The organism is Janthinobacterium sp. JC611 (assembly GCF_018682595.1).
Lineage (GTDB): Bacteria > Pseudomonadota > Gammaproteobacteria > Burkholderiales > Burkholderiaceae_D > Janthinobacterium.
The window spans coordinates 1-16,794 of the sequence record NZ_JAFLJN010000011.1; the positions used below are offsets into that span (position 1 = coordinate 1).

At 58.2% G+C, this 16,794-nt stretch carries 13 protein-coding genes; 6 read left to right on the top strand and 7 right to left on the bottom strand.

Going from position 1 to position 16,794, the window contains the following annotated elements:
- Positions 1-36: 36 nt before the first annotated feature.
- From J0O65_RS09010 to J0O65_RS09030, 5 genes are all read right to left on the bottom strand, one after another.
- On the bottom strand, positions 37-2,241 hold the full coding sequence (locus tag J0O65_RS09010) for a TonB-dependent receptor (RefSeq protein ID WP_215406082.1): 2,205 nt from the start codon (positions 2,239-2,241) through the stop codon (positions 37-39).
- Between the two features lie 148 nt (positions 2,242-2,389).
- Positions 2,390-3,196: an alpha/beta fold hydrolase gene (locus tag J0O65_RS09015; RefSeq protein ID WP_215406084.1), complete on the bottom strand. Its 807-nt coding sequence runs from the start codon at positions 3,194-3,196 to the stop codon at positions 2,390-2,392.
- A 107-nt stretch (positions 3,197-3,303) separates the two neighbouring features.
- Positions 3,304-3,951 (bottom strand): TetR/AcrR family transcriptional regulator, encoded by a 648-nt coding sequence (locus J0O65_RS09020; RefSeq protein WP_215406086.1) that lies wholly within the window; start codon positions 3,949-3,951, stop codon positions 3,304-3,306.
- A 106-nt stretch (positions 3,952-4,057) separates the two neighbouring features.
- On the bottom strand, positions 4,058-5,014 hold the full coding sequence (locus J0O65_RS09025) for a bifunctional helix-turn-helix transcriptional regulator/GNAT family N-acetyltransferase (protein WP_215406088.1): 957 nt from the start codon (positions 5,012-5,014) through the stop codon (positions 4,058-4,060).
- Positions 5,015-5,089: 75 nt separating this feature from the next.
- A complete protein-coding gene (locus J0O65_RS09030) occupies positions 5,090-5,518 on the bottom strand; it encodes a hypothetical protein (protein ID WP_215406090.1) in 429 nt (142 codons plus the stop codon).
- 114 nt (positions 5,519-5,632) lie between these two features.
- On the opposite strand from J0O65_RS09030, the gene J0O65_RS09035 reads away from it, so the two are divergent.
- Complete coding sequence (locus tag J0O65_RS09035) at positions 5,633-6,127, top strand: hypothetical protein (protein ID WP_215406092.1); 495 nt, start codon at positions 5,633-5,635, stop codon at positions 6,125-6,127.
- A gap of 61 nt (positions 6,128-6,188) precedes the next feature.
- Positions 6,189-6,707, top strand: coding sequence for a hypothetical protein (locus J0O65_RS09040; protein ID WP_215406094.1), 519 nt, complete (start codon positions 6,189-6,191; stop codon positions 6,705-6,707).
- Between the two features lie 3 nt (positions 6,708-6,710).
- Here J0O65_RS09040 and J0O65_RS09045 read toward each other — a convergent pair whose 3' ends face one another.
- Positions 6,711-7,427, bottom strand: coding sequence for an SDR family oxidoreductase (locus J0O65_RS09045; protein WP_215406096.1), 717 nt, complete (start codon positions 7,425-7,427; stop codon positions 6,711-6,713).
- A gap of 152 nt (positions 7,428-7,579) precedes the next feature.
- Between J0O65_RS09045 and J0O65_RS09050 the strand changes: the two genes are divergently transcribed.
- From J0O65_RS09050 to J0O65_RS09065, 4 genes are all read left to right on the top strand, one after another.
- Positions 7,580-8,884 (top strand): MFS transporter, encoded by a 1,305-nt coding sequence (locus J0O65_RS09050; RefSeq protein WP_215406097.1) that lies wholly within the window; start codon positions 7,580-7,582, stop codon positions 8,882-8,884.
- A gap of 337 nt (positions 8,885-9,221) precedes the next feature.
- On the top strand, positions 9,222-10,802 hold the full coding sequence (locus J0O65_RS09055; protein WP_215406102.1) for an isocitrate lyase: 1,581 nt from the start codon (positions 9,222-9,224) through the stop codon (positions 10,800-10,802).
- Between the two features lie 441 nt (positions 10,803-11,243).
- Complete coding sequence (locus tag J0O65_RS09060) at positions 11,244-11,981, top strand: LemA family protein (protein ID WP_215406104.1); 738 nt, start codon at positions 11,244-11,246, stop codon at positions 11,979-11,981.
- Positions 11,978-13,711, top strand: coding sequence for an MAG1210 family protein (locus J0O65_RS09065; protein WP_215406106.1), 1,734 nt, complete (start codon positions 11,978-11,980; stop codon positions 13,709-13,711). The genes J0O65_RS09060 and J0O65_RS09065 overlap by 4 nt, the downstream gene beginning before the upstream one ends.
- Positions 13,712-14,218: 507 nt before the next feature.
- On the opposite strand, the gene J0O65_RS09070 is transcribed toward J0O65_RS09065, so the two are convergent.
- Complete coding sequence (locus J0O65_RS09070; RefSeq protein WP_215406108.1) at positions 14,219-16,549, bottom strand: NACHT domain-containing protein; 2,331 nt, start codon at positions 16,547-16,549, stop codon at positions 14,219-14,221.
- Positions 16,550-16,794 lie beyond the last annotated feature (245 nt).

Consider the following 16,794-nt stretch of genomic DNA (forward strand, 5'->3'; position numbering starts at 1 on the left):
CGGACCCGGCGGGTCCGGCCCCGCTGGTTGATATCCTTAAAATTTGTAGCCGGCCTTGGCGATGATCTGGCGCGGCGGGCCATAGAAACCGTCGAGGATGAACAGCGCAGGAATGTTGTAGCCATCCGTGCGATAGCGTTTGTTGCCCAGGTTGCTGCCATGCAGGCTGAAGGTCCAGTGCTTCGGCGCTTCCCACACGACGCCCGCCGTCCAGATGCTGTAGCCGCCCTGCGCCAGGGTTTCGCTCAAGTCCGTGGTCGGATACACCTTGCTGCGGTAGCCGTAGCCGACCATGCTGCGCAGGGCGCCGCCAAACACGTCGCGGTCCGTGCGCGTCACATTCAAGCCCGCTTGCCGGCGCGGCGTATTACTGAACTTTTGCGTATCCGCAATGTTCTTGCCGCCGCTCATGAACTCGTCATAGCTGGCATTGAGCAGGGCGAGGAAGCCGTTGACTTCCCACTGGCGGTTCGGGCGCCACGAGAATTCGAACTCGGCGCCTTTCACGGTGGCCTTGCCCGCATTCGTGAAGTCGCCATAGAAACCCGGCAAGCCGCCCGGCTGCACGTAGCTGGTAAACACCGACAACTGGATATCCTTGTAGCGGTTGGTGAACAGGGCCACGTTGGCGTCGAAGGTGTCGTCCGGCGCCGCGTACTTCATGCCCACTTCCAGCGCGTCGAGTTTTTCATCCTTGTATGGCCGCGCCGAGTCCGGCACCACGAGGTTGTTGGCGCGCACGTTGTAGCCGCCCGACTTGAAACCGCGCGACAGGTTGCTGTAGAAATTCGTCGTCTTCGACGCTTCATAGCGCACGGAAATTTTCGGCGAGGTATTGCTCACCGACAAGGACTTGTCGAAGTCGGCCGCCGTCTGGATGGGCCGCGTGAAGCCCGCGTCGGCAAAAGCGCGGTTGAGCACGATGGCGCGCTTTTCCTCGCGTGTGTGGCGCAAGCCCGCATTGATGCTCCACGCCTTGCCCACGGGCCAGGTCCAGTCCGTGTACAGCGCCGTGCTGTCCGTCTCCACCGTGCTGACGGCGGCCTGGAACTGGCGGCCCAGAAAATTGTTGTAGATGCCGCCGCCCGCCGTGCCTTCGAAGCGGTACAGGCCGATCACGCCGGCGCCGTAGTCGCCGCTGTACGAGGCCTGCAATTCCAGGCTTTTCTGCTCGTCGCGCGAATCGCCGAACACGTCGGCGATCGGCTGCGGCAAGCCGTCGAAGTCGATGGTTTGCTCGGAGGTGCTGCGCCGCTTGGCGCCGATCACTTTGACGGACCAGTCGTTCGAGACCGTGTAGTTGGCCACCAGCGAGCCGCCCCGGTTATGCGTGAAGTTGTGGCCAGGCATGCCGCTCTGGATGTCATAGGCGCTGGTGCTGGCGGGCCGCTTGAGCGGGTCGAAAGCGCTCACGCCCATGCGCTGGAAACCGCGCACGCCCGATTCGTCATCCGTGGCGTCCAGGCTCAGCACGACGGTCAAAGGGATGTCCTGCGGAAAATAGCCGACGGACAGGCGCGCAGCCGTGCTGTCCTGGTCGCTGACCTGTTCGCCATTGAAGGTGTTGCGGCCGAAGCCGTCGCGGTCCAGCTTGGCCGCCGCCAGGCGCGCGCGCCAGGTGCCGCTCTCGTTGGCCACGTTGAAGGCGGCCTTGAAGTTGCGCTGGTTGTAGTTGCCGAGACCCACTTCCGCCGAGGCGCCATTTTCCTTCGCCAGCGGACGCGAAATATACTTGATGGCGCCGCCGATGGTGTTCTTGCCGTACAAGGTGCCTTGCGGGCCGCGCAGCACTTCGATGCGCTGCACGTCGAACACGTCGAGCAACGCGCCTTGCGGACGGGCCATGTAGACGTCGTCGAAATAAATGCCCACGCCCGGGTCCACGCCCCAGACGGGGTCGGCCTGGCCCACGCCGCGGATGAAGGCCGTCAAGGTCGTATTCGTGCCGCGCGAGGCGTACACGGTCAGGTTCGGCACGCGCTCCTGCAAGTCGGCCAGGTTCTGGATATTCGCCCGTTCCAGGGCCTTGGCGGAAAACGCCGTGACGGCCAGCGGCACGTCCTGCAAGCGCTCTTCGCGGCGGCGGGCGGAGACCGTCACGGTGTCCATGCGTTCTTTCGCGTCGCTGGCTTCTTGGGCGCTGACCGCGATGGCAGGGCTGGCTTCCTGCGCCTGGGCCTGGGTGGCAAAGGCGCCGGCAACGGCGAGGGCGGCGGGCATCAATTTCAAAGCAAGTTTCATAGCGTCTCCAATGTCAGGCTTGCTTACCACCAGGGAAGACGGCCGGATGCCAGGATCGCAAGACGTCATGGTACCGGCGCGCGCAATGCGAGCACCTGCCCTGCGATGACTGTTTCCCGGCCCTCGGCCCGTGCGGCGAGTGGCCTGTTTATTTTGAATTTATGGTAAGGAAGGACTGCAACAAGGTATTCACACGCTGCGCCTGGTCCAGGGGCGTGGCATGGCGCGAGTTCGCGATGATCTCGATCTCGCACTGCTGAAACTGTGCGGCAAAGGCCCGCTTGCTGGCGACGGGCGTGTAATCCTGGTCGGCCGCCATGATGAAGACGGGCATGGCCAGGGCCTGGAAATGGATGTCGATATCCCAGTGGAAAATGGCGTCCAGCGCGGCCAGGTAAGCGCGCTTGTCCATGCCCGCCATCTGCGTGGCGAAGCGCTCGACGAGCGCGTGCTGGGCGGGATCGGGAAACAGTTTCTTGCCGATGATCTTGCCCATGGCCTTCAAGCCGAACGTGGCGATCACCGTGCGGCGCAGCCAGTAGGCAAACAGCAGCGACGCCGGCTTGCTGCCCTGGAACGGTTGCGAGTTGATCAGGCACAAGCTGGCGACCCTGCCGGGGGCGCGGTTGGCCATTTCCAGGCCCACCATGCCGCCCAGGGAAAAGCCGACGACGTGCGCGCGCGGCACGTCGAGCTGGTCCATCAGGTTGAAGAGGTCGTTGGCAAAGTCGCCGATCTGCCAGTCGCCGTTTGGCGCGGGACTGGCGCCATGGCCGCGCAGGTCGGGCACGATCAGGCGATAGCTGCTGCCGAGGGCGTCGATTTGCGGGCGCCAGTCTGCGCCGCAGGAACCGAGGCCGTGCAGCAAAAACACGGGATCGCCCTGCCCTGCCTCTATGCCGGGATCGAGGTCGAGGCAATGCAATGGAACATCGGATGTCGTGTGACGCCGCATTCTGTCTCCTTGCTGTTGAACATGCTTTGTGTTCAGGTGCAGGAATATGTTTTCCTGCTGTTGGAAAACATAATACGGAATCCGAATTCCGATTTCAAGTTAAATCGCTAAATAACTGAAGTCAGGTAATGTAAAGCAACACGCACGAGTTCATCTTCCAGCGCCGCGCCCGACAAAAAGGACAGCGAACCCGTCAGGGTGTGCTGGTTCAGGATGCCCAGCAGCACGGGCGGCACCACCATCATGGCCTGCGTGGGGTTCGGGTGGCGGATGCTGGACGACTTGCTGGCCAGCACGGCTACCGTGCGTTGCGAAATCAGATGATTGATCTGGTGCACCCTGTCGCGAAATTGCGCATCCTGCGACGCGCGCGTGATCAAGGCCCGCAAGACGCCGCTGCGTCCGCCATTCACGGCCACGAACATGGCCACCAGCGCACGGATGAACTCTTCCAGGCTGCGCCCTTCCCACTGGCGCAGCTCCGTCAGGGTCTCGACCTTGTCCACCATGTCGGAAAAAAAGCGCTGCAGCAGCAAGCGGCTCAGGGTGTCCTTGTCGCCCAATAAACGGTAAAACGTGCCCACCGAGGTTTCCGCCAGTTTTGCCAGGTCGGCCACGCCGATTTCATCGAAGCGGTTTTCCGCCAGCAACTGTTCGCCCACCTGCAGCAGGCGCTCGAACGCTTGCTTGCTGCGCGCCTGGGTGGGTTCCGGGGGAACGATCATCTGCGGGAAGGGCATCGGAAAGGAAGGCATGCGGCGTCGGCGTCTCGAATAGTGGAACCTGCGTTCCGTTATGGATGCGCGTATTGTAACGCGGGAGACGGGCGATGGGGAGCGCCGCGTGACGGCCTCGCGTGCGCTACCTGCCCTGCCACTCCATGTAGACGTCGGCGCGCTGATAATGGGCGTCGCCGTCCGGCCGCGCCACGTGGATAAAACCGCTGCTTTCATACAGGCGGATGGCCGGCGCCAGCTTGCTGTTCGACTCCAGGAACAACAGTTTCGCTCCGCTGGCCTCGAAGGCGTCGAAGGCCCGCTCGATCAGGCGGCGCGCGATGCCCAGGCCCTGGCATTCGGGCGTGACGGCCATCTTCGACAGCTCGATGCTGTCGTCGCCGGCGCGGATCAGGGCGCAGGTGCCGACGATCTTGCCATCGAGGCGCGCGAGGAAAATCTGCCCGCCGCCGTCCAGGATCGAGCCTTGCGGATCGGACAGCACCTTGTCGTCCAGCGCCTCGACATAGAAATAGCGCTCCAGCCAGGCGATGTTCAGGCGCTTGAAGTCGGCCGCGTAGGGGGCGGCGTAATCGATGATGTCCACGGCGGCCCGCTCGCGCTGGCGCCGGCAGGCGGCGATCGTCTCGCCGAAACCTTGCGCTTGCAGGCGCGCCTCGGCCCGGTCCAGGCTGGCCATCAGCTGCGGCGTGGCTTGCTCGAACACCGTATCGACGGCCGCGCGCACGTCATCCCACAGGGGCGCCATATTGCGCAGCAAGGCTTGCCCGGCGTCGGACAGCGCCAGCAGGCGCCGCCGCTCGTCCTTGGCGTCCGGCAGCTCCAGCACCACGCCGGCATCGAGCAGCTTGCGTCCCAGCTGCACCACCACCGGATGCGTCTGCCCGATCTGCGCGGCCAGGGCCGTGATCGATGTGGGGCCATTGTCGCGCAGCAGCAATAACAAGGGGAAACAGCGCGACGTCAGTTCGACGCCGGCGGCCAGATAGCTGGCATCGACACCGGCATACAGTTGATCGGAAAGACGGCGCAGGCGGCTGGCCAGCATCAGCGAGCCGTAGGTTTGCAGATTGGAAGACATGTTGGGCGGGATATATGTAAGTAGTTACGTATACCATAACGTAAACCAGCTTTCCAGGTCAAGTGGCAGGCTTGACTACTCCTCATCCTCCGCCAGTGCCGCTTGCAGCCTGGCCTGGAACACGGCCGCAACCAGCTCGCCCAGTCCCGGCCACACCTGCGTCAGCCAGCGCCTGCCCTCCTCGCTGGGCGCTACATATGGTTCGCTGCGCGTGGCGCACGCCAGGCCGATATCGATGACTTGCCCCGCATCGTCCAGGCCGCCCGCGATCATGGCGGCGATGGGCAAGGCGATCAGCTCGGCGGTCAGCTGCGGACGCAGCAGGCAAGCGGGCGCGATGATGGCGAACGACGCTTCCACATAATTCCAGCAGTTGGTGGGCCAGTGGGCGGCGTTGACGGCGTCGAGGAAGGCCGCGTCGCTGACGGCATCCGGATGGGCCTGCGCCTGCGCATAGAAGGTGGCAAGGGCGACGAGTTGTGGCGGGGAAGTCCAGGTTGACATCGAAAATGATCCAAGGCGGGCGGCGAAGGCGGACTGTAGCATGCCCAGCAGACGCGCCGGAACACGGCTGGCCCGGGCATAATGGCGCCGTTACCACTCTCAGCAATAATAACCATGCCGACATCGTTCGCACACTGGAAAGCCGAACTTTTAATTGTGGGCAACATCGTCCAGGACGACGATACCACCACGCCGCCCGATGAAGCGCAGCGGCGCTTCCAGCGCTACTGCGCCATGCTCGACGCGCTGACGGGCGCGGAAGGCACGCAGTACGCGCTGGCCATTGTGCAATCCGTGCAGGCCGAGCACGATTACGGCGCCTACCAGACGGCCAACCGCGCCGCCTGGCGCTTCGGCGAGACGGCGTATTGCACGGCCCTGCTGCAGGAACTGCCGCGCCTGATCGCCACCCTGCCCGACTGGGCCGGCGAGTTTCTCGTCGGTATCGCCAATGGCGCCGGCATGTCCCACGCCTCGGCCATCACCTGCTTCAACACCCTGCTGGCCGCCGCGCCGCCCGCGCACCAGGCGCTGATCGCGGCCTTCATCGCACAGGAGGAAGAGGACGGCTGGTTCGAGCATTGCCCGGGCGTGCTGGGGCATCCGTAAGACCCGTCTGTTTGCGCATGCGCGCCAACACTCATTACCTGTTTATATCAGGAGGAAGACAATGCTGCTATCACTCGACGATCCCCTCTGGCCCACCCTGGAAGGCGGCTACCGCATGCCCTATGACGTGGCCGAGGCGCTCAAGGCCATGCAGGCGGGTGAAGACGTCTGGCATGAACTGTGGGAAGAGCTGCACCACCAGGGCGACGTGGGCGTCGCTTCGTATGCGGCCGTGCCCCAGCTCGTCCACCTGCTGGGCGGCGCTGATTCACGCGAAGAAGATTTCTATGCGCTCATCGCCTTGATCGAACTGGAGCGCCACCGCCAGCACAATCCACCGATGCCGGACTGGCTGGCCGCCAGCTACCATGATGCCTGGGCGCAATTGCCCGCCATCGCCGCGCGCGACCTGCAGGGCCCGCTGGACCCCGTCATGCTGGAATCCGTGTTCGCCGTGCTGGCCCTGGCCAAGGGTAACTTGCGCCTGGGCGCGCTGCTGCTGCAGATGGACTCGTCCGAAGCGGATGAGTGGCTGGAAGAGCACCTCGGCTGGAGCGAAGTCTACGGCGCTGACGCCTAGCGGCTAGAAACGCTCGTCGCGCAGCGCCGGCATCACCAGTTCACGCACGAACGAGGCATTCGACAAGCCCAGCAGCATGCGCACGACGGCGACGACGTCATGCACGGGAATCAGTTCGCCCTCGCCCCGCGCGCTAGCGTCCGCCAGCGGCACGGACAAGCCATCGTCGGTATTCAGATAGCCGAGCTGCAGCGCCGTCACGGCCAGTCCCTGTGCGCGGAAACCTTCGCGCAAGGCGTCGGCGATGCCGTTCAGGGCGAATTTCGACGCGCTGAACGTCACTTCCGGGCGGCCGCTCTGGCGCAGGCCGGAGGTCGACCCCGTGAGTATCAGCTGCGGCTTGCCGCTGGCCAGCAAGCGCGGCACCAGGCGCTTGAGCAGCAAGATCGTCGCCGTGATATTCGTATTGACCATGTCGACGATGGCGTCGTCCGCATCGTCGAGAAAAGCGTAGTCGTCGCTGAAGGCCTTTTCTTCCCACACGCCCAGGTTGTAGATCACTGCGTCCAGCGCGACGGGCGCTGCGTGCGCGATGCGTTCGACGGCCTCGGCGGGCCTGGCCAGGTCCGCCGCGATCCATTGCAGCTGCGTGCCTGGGCCGGCGGGCAAGTCGGCAGGTTGCTGGCGCGATACGCCGATGACGGCATGCCCGTCAGCGAGCAAACCGTCCACCAGCGCGCGTCCCAGGCCCCGGCTGGCGCCCACGATCATGATATGCATTGTGTGTCCTTTGCAATGAAGTCAACGCTGATGATAGCGGCGTTGTATTAAGCACAGCTGAGGCTGATCCCCATACGCACCGCATTTACTCACGCGGCGGAAATGCGTATGCTAGGTCTGGCAATCTCCGATAACACACAAGAACGAGACACATGCCTACCTCCACCACCGCCGCAAGCAACGCCGCAAGCCGTCCCCTCACCCAGCAAGACTATAAAACCCTGTCGCTGGCCGCCCTGGGCGGCGCGCTGGAATTCTACGATTTCATCATCTTCGTCTTCTTCGCCAACGCCATCGGCCAGTTGTTCTTCCCGCCGGAAATGCCGGACTGGCTGCGCCTGCTGCAAACCTTCGGCATCTTCGCCGCCGGCTACGTCGTGCGTCCGCTGGGCGGCATCGTCATGGCCCACTTCGGCGACTTGCTCGGCCGCAAGCGCATGTTCACCCTCTCCATCCTGATGATGGCCGTGCCGACCCTGCTGATCGGCCTGCTGCCGACCTACGCCAGCATCGGCCTGGCCGCCCCGCTGCTGCTGCTCTTGATGCGCATCTTCCAGGGCGCGGCCGTGGGCGGCGAAGTGCCGGGCGCCTGGGTGTTCGTGTCAGAGCACGTGCCGAGCCGTTTCACGGGCTTTGCCTGCGGCGTGCTGACGGCGGGCTTGACGGTGGGCATCCTGCTCGGTTCGCTCGTCGCGACGGGTTTGAACATCGTCTACACGCCGGCGGAAATCACCGATGGCGCCTGGCGCTATCCGTTCTTGCTGGGCGGTATCTTCGGCTTCGGCGCCATGTATCTGCGCCGCTGGCTGCATGAAACCCCCGTCTTCGCGGAAATGCAGCAGCGCAAGGCGCTGGCGACGGAGATGCCCTTGAAATCCGTGCTGCGCAGCCACCGCGGCGCCGTCGCCGTGTCGATGCTGCTGACGTGGATGTTGTCGGCCGGCATCGTCGTCGTCATCCTGATGACGCCCGCCCTGCTGCAAAAAATCCACCACATCGCGCCGCGCACCACCCTGGTGGCCAATACCGTGGCGACCCTGTGCCTGGCCTTCGGCTGCATCATCGCCGGCATGCTGGCCGACCGCCTGGGCGGCAAGCGCGTGATCTTCACCGGCTCCGTGCTGCTGGCCATCAGCACGTATATTTTCTACACCACCGTCGGTAGCCGTCCCGACTTGCTGCTGCCCCTGTACGCGATGACGGGCCTGTTCGTCGGCGTCGTCGGCGCCGTGCCCTACGTGCTGGTGCAAGCGTTCCCGGCCCAGGTGCGCTTCTCGGGACTGTCGTTCTCCTATAACTTGTCGTACGCGATCTTCGGCGGCCTGACGCCCGTGGTCGTGACCCTGATGCTGAAAAACAACGTGCTGGGCCCCGCCTATTACGTGATCGGCGTGTGCGTGATCGGCATGCTGACGGCGCTCTTCATCAAGGACCAGCGGCAGACCGTGGGGCGTTAACTCCGGCGCCGACTGCCCAGGCCACCTTCGGGTGGCCTTTTTTTCGTCCCGATTTGTCGCGCTGCACCAAATTCCGAAAAGGCGTTTCACATCGCGGGATTTCAAACGGCAGACTCAGCCATGAATGCTCTCACTTTTTGAAAATTCATTTCACATCCTGAAAAAATATAATTAAGTCGTTGAAAAAGAACGATAAAATTTAAGTTATATGTCTTATATAAGACTTGAAGATCGGCGCGAATCGGCCTACTATTTAGTCATGCAGTTTGCTTCGACAAGACGTTGTGGCGCACTCGGCGATTTTCTCAAACATAGCTTTTCTTTTTAGGAGATTCACATGTCCCAATATCAAGACGACATCAAGGCTGTTGCTGGTTTGAAAGACCAACAAGGCAGCGCCTGGAACGCCATCAATCCCGAGTCCGCCGCCCGCATGCGCGCCCAGAACAAGTTCAAGACCGGCCTGGACATCGCCAAGTACACGGCGAAGATCATGCGCAACGACATGGCCGCCTATGATGCGGACCCATCGAAATACACCCAGTCGCTCGGCTGCTGGCACGGTTTCATCGGCCAACAGAAGATGATCTCCATCAAGAAGCACTTCAACAGCACCGACCGCCGCTACCTCTACCTGTCCGGCTGGATGGTGGCCGCCCTGCGCTCCGAGTTCGGCCCGCTGCCAGACCAGTCGATGCACGAGAAAACCGCCGTCTCGGCACTGATCCGCGAGCTGTACACCTTCCTGCGCCAGGCCGATGCCCGCGAACTGGGCGGCCTGTTCCGCCAGCTGGACGCGGCCCAAGGTGCTGAGAAGCAAGCCATCCAGGCCAAGATCGACGGCCACGTCACCCACGTCGTGCCCATCATCGCCGACATCGACGCCGGTTTCGGCAATGCCGAAGCAACCTACCTGCTGGCGAAACAGTTCATCGAAGCGGGCGCCTGCTGCATCCAGATCGAAAACCAGGTGTCGGACGAGAAACAATGCGGCCACCAGGACGGTAAAGTCACGGTGCCGCACGAAGACTTCCTGGCCAAGATCCGCGCCATCCGCTACGCCTTCCTGGAACTGGGCGTGGACGACGGCATCATCGTCGCCCGCACGGACTCGCTGGGCGCCGGCCTGACCAAGCAGATCGCCGTCACCAATGAACCAGGCGACCTGGGCGACCAATACAATTCCTTCCTCGACTGCGAAGAAGTATCGGCCGACGCGCTGGGCAATGGCGACGTCATCATCAAGCGCGAAGGCAAGCTGCTGCGTCCGAAACGCCTGCCGAGCAACCTGTTCCAGTTCCGCGCCGGTTCCGGCGAAGAGCGTTGCGTGCTCGACTGCATCACCTCCTTGCAAAACGGCGCCGACCTGCTGTGGATCGAAACGGAAAAACCGCATATCGCGCAAATCGGCGGCATGGTCAGCGAAATCCGCAAGGTCATCCCGAACGCCAAGCTGGTGTACAACAACAGCCCGTCGTTCAACTGGACCCTGAACTTCCGCCAGCAGGTCTACGATGCGATGAAAGCGGCAGGCAAGGACGTGTCCGCCTACGAACGCGCCCAGCTGATGAGCGTGGAATACGACCAGACGGAACTGGCGCTCGCCGCCGACGAGAAGATCCGCACCTTCCAGGCCGACTCGGCCCGCGAAGCCGGCATCTTCCACCACCTGATCACCCTGCCGACCTACCACACGGCCGCCTTGTCGACCGACAACCTGGCCAAGGAATACTTTGGTGACCAGGGCATGCTGGGCTACGTGGCCGGCGTGCAGCGCAAGGAAATCCGCCAGGGCATCGCCTGCGTGAAACATCAAAACATGTCCGGCTCGGACATCGGCGACGACCACAAGGATTACTTCAGCGGCGAAGCGGCGCTGAAGGCGGCGGGTAAAGACAATACGATGAACCAGTTCTGAGCTTTTGGCTTGCTGGTAGAGTGAGAAAGCCCGCTTCGGCGGGCTTTCTCGTTAACCGAACGGCCATCCCGCTTGCCTAAGGATGTTCATGCTTCCTACCGGCCCGGAATGAATGTATTGGGTCGCTATGGCAGGCTGGAAGCGGGTGTCCGTTATCCAGTGCCCCGCCTCCCTGCCGCCGGGTTTATGCAAGCGGCTGGCTGAAAATTGGCCGTACCGGAAAATATCCAGGATTTTTCCCGAAACATCACATGCAATATCGGCTTGACCGCCCTTGATTGGATTTCATCCTTCAAGATATGATGATAAAAAAATTAATTTTGGGAAACTTACACGATACATCGACATTTCGCTCACGCACCTAAAAAGCTGAAGCGAAATATTTTGCAACCGAGCGAGAGACGCTCAATCAGAAACACTCAATACAAAGGATTTTCAAGCATGGCAAATGATTTGGACGAAGTAACTGGCCCGATCAATGAGCAGGGGCGCGACATCAACGTCATCAGCAAGCAGATTTCCGTCCAAGTCGGCACCGGGTCGCTCATATTTGAAATCGCCCTGTGGGCGGTCCTTCCGCTGATCGGAGGCTTGGCGCTGCTGACCGGCGCGTTGCCGCAAACGTACGGCTTGGCACTCCTGGCGCTGGGGGCACTGCCAGGCCTGGTCTTCCTGTTCATGAAGATCTCCGCCCTGGCGTATCTGCGCAAGCTGCAGCAGAAAATCCAGGCCGATGCTTCACAGATCGACAATTACCTGGAACAGCGCGTCGTCGTCCTGAACAACGTGGTTGGCCTGGTCGCAAAAGCGATCGACCTCGACAAGGACGTGATGAAGTCGGTAGCGGCTTACCGGAGCGGACAGAACGCCGATGCCGAACGCAATCAGGCATCCCAGAAAATCGACGGAATTTTTTCCCGCATCAGCCTGGCGTGCGAAGCCTACCCGGATCTGAAGGCACAAGCCGTCATCGCCGATGCCATGCGCCAGAACAGTTATCTGCAGAAGGAAGTGACCGCCGCGCGCACGCTGTATAACGATACCGTCGGCATGTGGAACCAGGACGTCTTTGCCTGGCCGACCAAGCAAATCGTTGCGGCGCGGCAAGGTTATACCACGCGCATTCCTTTCACTGCCTCCGCCGAAACCAAGGCTGCCGCCCGGAGCGTCTTCTTTTGATCAACGACGTCCACGAACCATTGGAGCAGTATTCTTTCCATTTCAAAAATGCTCACGCCAGCAATACGTCGGACTTTTTCGAAGACCTCGTGCGCCAGTCCGGCGTGGACGAGAACGCCAACATCACGACGGTGCAGGAACTACGCGTGCTCGAAAAGCAGGCCGCGGGCGCCGGTTCCAGCAACAAATGGTGGCGTATCCTGCGCGGCGCCAGCATCGTGGCCGCGCTGCTGGCGGCACTCTATCTCTACGCCTATCACGCATGGCCATGGCTCATGGTCCCGGCGATTGCGCTTGCCGTGGCGATTCCTGTGCTCAACCGCATCATCAACGATTCCGACGCGCAGTTAAAGCGGCTGCAGGAAGCCTGCGACGAAAAGCGTGCCGTGGCCTGGGGCCAGATGGTGCCGCTGAACCGCCTGTACGACTGGGATATCGTGGCGAAGCTGATGCAACAAACAGTGCCTCGCATCGCATTCGATCCGTATTTCAGCAACGGCCGCATGGAAGAGCTGCGCAACAGCTTTGGCTGGTATGGCAATCTTGGTGACAACCACTCGATCGAGTTCTCGCACAGCGGCGTACTGAACGGCAACCCGTTCATTCTTGCACGCACCTTGTCACATTCGATGGGCAGCAAGACATACCATGGCTCGCTGGCCATCAGCTGGACGGAACAGTACCGCAATTCGCAAGGCAAATCGGAAACCAGAACCCGCCATGAAACTCTGCGGGCCTCGATCGAGCGTCCGATGCCCGAGTACGAAAACCAGACGTTTATCGTCTACGGCAACGAAGCGGCGCCGGATCTCGTGTTCAGCCGTCACCCGTCAAAACTTTCCCGCCTGGAGGACGGCTTCCTCGACAAATGGCGAAAGAATCGCGCGATCAAGAAACTGGAAGAAAAGTCCCGCGATGTCGACGAGGGGCATACTTTCACGGTGATGGCCAACCGCGAATTCGACGCCTTGTTCGATGCCACGGACCGCAACCATGAAGTACAGTTCCGGCTGTTGTTCACGCCGTTGGCGCAACAGGAAATGCTCAAGCTGCTCAAGGATAGTCAAACAGGTTTTGGCGACACGTTCGTATTCGAAAAAACCCGCATGATCAACGTGCTGGAATCGGGACATATGCGCGCTACCGATATCAGCGGCGCCCCGGAGAAATTTTTCGCCTACGAACTGGCCCAGGCGCGCACGTTTTTCAACGCCTATCACAACGATTTCTTCAAGTCGTTCTACTTTGGGATCGCCCCGCTGCTTGCCATCCCCTTGTACCAACAGCATCGCCCGCACTCGGACATCTATCAAGACACGTATTCGCACAAACCCTGTTTCTGGGAGCATGAAGCGATTGCCAATTACCACGGCGAGGCGATGTTTCAGCATCCGGAGTGCGTCACGCGAAGTATCCTGAAGACATCCATGCAACAGGAAGCCGACGGATCGCAGAAAGTGCAGGTAACGGCCAGCGGCTTCCGCAGCGTCGCGCGCACCCACTACGTCTCGGTCAGAGGCGGAGACGGCCGCTCCCATCAGGTTCCAGTGCATTGGGACGAGTACTTCGAGGTCGAGAATAGCGCCAACATGCTGGTAAAGGAAACGGCTTCGCCAGGCAACACCGCTGCGGATGATGTCGCGTTGCCGCAGGCGTTTTCACAGCGTGGCATCGATGCCGGGAAGACTGTGCTTCGCCGGTCGATTGTGTCGGCGGTTTTGGCTGGTTAGGGCAAATTCGCGGATTACAGTGGCAGAAGTTGGCCGCTTTAGTATGAAATCATAAAGCGGTATGCCGGGGTCTAGTCCTCCCTTTGGTCACGAACTGATGCGCTAAGCGCCGTAGAAGCATGTTCATTTGCAAAGCTGATTAGGACCACAAACGCGCGGGGCTACCGCGCAGCCGCGGCAGTTGGTCGATTCGGAAAGGGCCGGCAGGCCCGATCCTTCGAATCCCCCCGCGTAGAGCACGCAGGGCGAAGCAGGGAATTCGCAGGACACCGCCCTGCGCCTGCAGAACGAAGTGTTTCTTTCCGCGTCCAGATGAAAAAAAGCTACCCGAGGGTAGCTTCATCTTTTTTGAGAGGGGGATTCGAATCAAGGCTTGTAATGCGCATAGGTGATGGATTACGACGAATGGAAAACTAAAGAACACCCCCAAAAAAACTCCTATAGAAAGAGGTGTCTTTTATGCAGCAGCCCAACTCCTTCACTAAATTAATCCTGATCCATAAAAAATTACAGCGCAATTACTTTAGTCACCACGGGGTCGAGACTTAGTGAAGGTGCGACAAGTATTTTTTCAACACGATTGGCCTGTTTCCTTACCGGATGAACTACATCATTAGTAATAAACACAAACCCCTCAGCCTCAAGAACTTGCACCACACGTTCAATGTAATCCAAAACATTTTGTTGAGTAATGCCTCTGAACAATGCATTCATCTTCCTACCACCACCTGCTTGCTTATATAGTTTTCTCAATATTGTTATTAAAGCCTTTAATTGCGATGATAAATTTAATTGAAGGACCGCATTAGTCGTACCCATCTTATCATATCGTTCAATATCACAATTTACAAACATATTACTCGGCAGTCCAGACTTATCAGCAATACCCACCACTTGATTAATCAAGCAGCCACTAAACATAACATCACTTTTTGCCGCATCAGAATTAATAAGTAAATCTTCAATTATACAATCTTTAAATACGATTCCCCTCACCACTATTTCCTCAAAATTAAGTCTCCCAATTATTGCCGAGTCAATAGTTAGGCCATTAAAATCTACCGAAGATAGCCCTTCTGAAACAGCCATATTTAATGCGGCCATAACCGTATCAGCTAGAACCTGACCAACTCCATTGAAGGGAGACTTTTGCCTAAATATACCTGAGGCAACCGATATAATAGTACTTGATTGATATCCATCTAAGTTCAGAAGATACACTGCCATATTTATAGCCTTTGAATCTAGCTGAGCAAGTGGCTTTGTATTATAAGACTTAAAATTCTCTTTTATTAGTCGATAAAATGCACCACCTTGCAATGCCGCCAGCATATCCTCATCAACAAATGATCTAGCACCAGGATCTTGATCACGTTGAGTTAAACCTGGAAGTCGTTGAAGTTGCGCTAAAACTCCCTCACCCGCTGCCTGCCCCGTCTCTACACTAAATGCGTTTGACAAATCAGATCCAGTAACTGGCCCAGTTCCAGATGGCCGCTCTCGAACGGAAAATGCAATTCTCTCCATTACAGCACGAAGCGTTTGGGCCTCCATGGTGGACGATTCTAACGTTGCCTCACGTTCAGATATTTTTGTTAAGAATGTATTCCAAGCATAAGAAAAACCAGCAGCACCATCAATATTCACAATTTCATTAATTAAATCTCGGTGAATAAGATAGCCTAATAAAAGAGGCTTTCTGGGAAGCCAATCAGGCAGCGTCTGCTTAATTCCATTTTTCTCCAGAAACTTCCTCACTCCCTCATCAGTAAACTCCCCTAATCTGAAGACTTGGCATCGCTTACTAGAAATGGATAATGCCGAGGAAATTTCTTGCTCATTATCGAAATAATGATCTCGACCACAAATCAAAACACCTATCCCAGTAGGAACTTTTGTCATAAAGTCCCTGACTCCATTAAGAGCCTCTCTACGAGCCGTACGCATAAACGTTTTATTGTCTTTTCTAATAACCGCTTGAGCTGCTACCTCATCAAACCCATCCAGCAAAAGCGACGCCATGCCAGAACGCCAAGCTATAGTTAAATCTTCTCTAGGCATATATCCGATAGTTCGTGCATGCCTATCCAATATTTCATCAGCGAATCCCTGCCCCCAATGCTCTCTCAAATTAAGTGCAAGTGGAACTGAAGAGCTTCCATCTTTCAGATATTCTGCGGCAAGATCAATAAAAATTTGGCGAGTTGTTATACTTTTACCAGCACCAAATGGAGCTATAAGAATAGCAATATTCCCATCTCTTATACATTTTTTTACATCATCAAGTGTTGCATGCTTATCCAAACAAAAATCTAAAGATTTTCCACTTTGCTTGTCAGCAATTAGTGTGATAGGCAAATCCACATATTTCGAATCATCGATAGTAATAGAATCCTTATCTAGATCACGCGCAGATCCAAAAGCACCATTTCTCCGAAGAGAAATGTATTTTCTACCATCAAAAAATCTTCGTCTAAATTGATCTAAAGTTATTGTTGTAACCCCGTTCTTTTTTGCATAATCAACATGCTGTGCATCAAGTTGCTTCTCTGTTATAAACCACTTTGAAACTAAAAGGGCATGCTTTTCCTCATAGGTTTCGGCAACATTTAATTTTTTTACGTCAGCTTTTGCTTTTTCAAGCCGGGTACTTGTCGTCACCATAATTAAGTGCGAAACATCTCGAAGACGTGCTATCCCGTCAAGTTCTTGTAACTGCGGATTATCAGCATAGTAAGAGGGTTGACACTGACCCGGCTCTAGCCCCCACACTGCTTCCGCGACTCTCCGCACCTCAGCCTCAAATTCCATGTTGTGCTCATGATCAGTTTTGCTCATATTACTCCTCGGAAATATTATTTTTAATAATACAACTTATCTAGCACGGATGCACAAAATTCACCGGACCTGCAACATAGCTGACACAATTTTTACCAAGCAAAGCAGTTCTAATGAGTGCCGCCGGCGCGAATAAAGTAAGTGAAGTTAGCTAGCCGAAGGATAGCTAACTTCACTCGCGTGCCGGGGTCAGGTCCGGCATTCGGACACGGACTGAGGCATAGGCGCAGTAAAAGCTTGCTCAG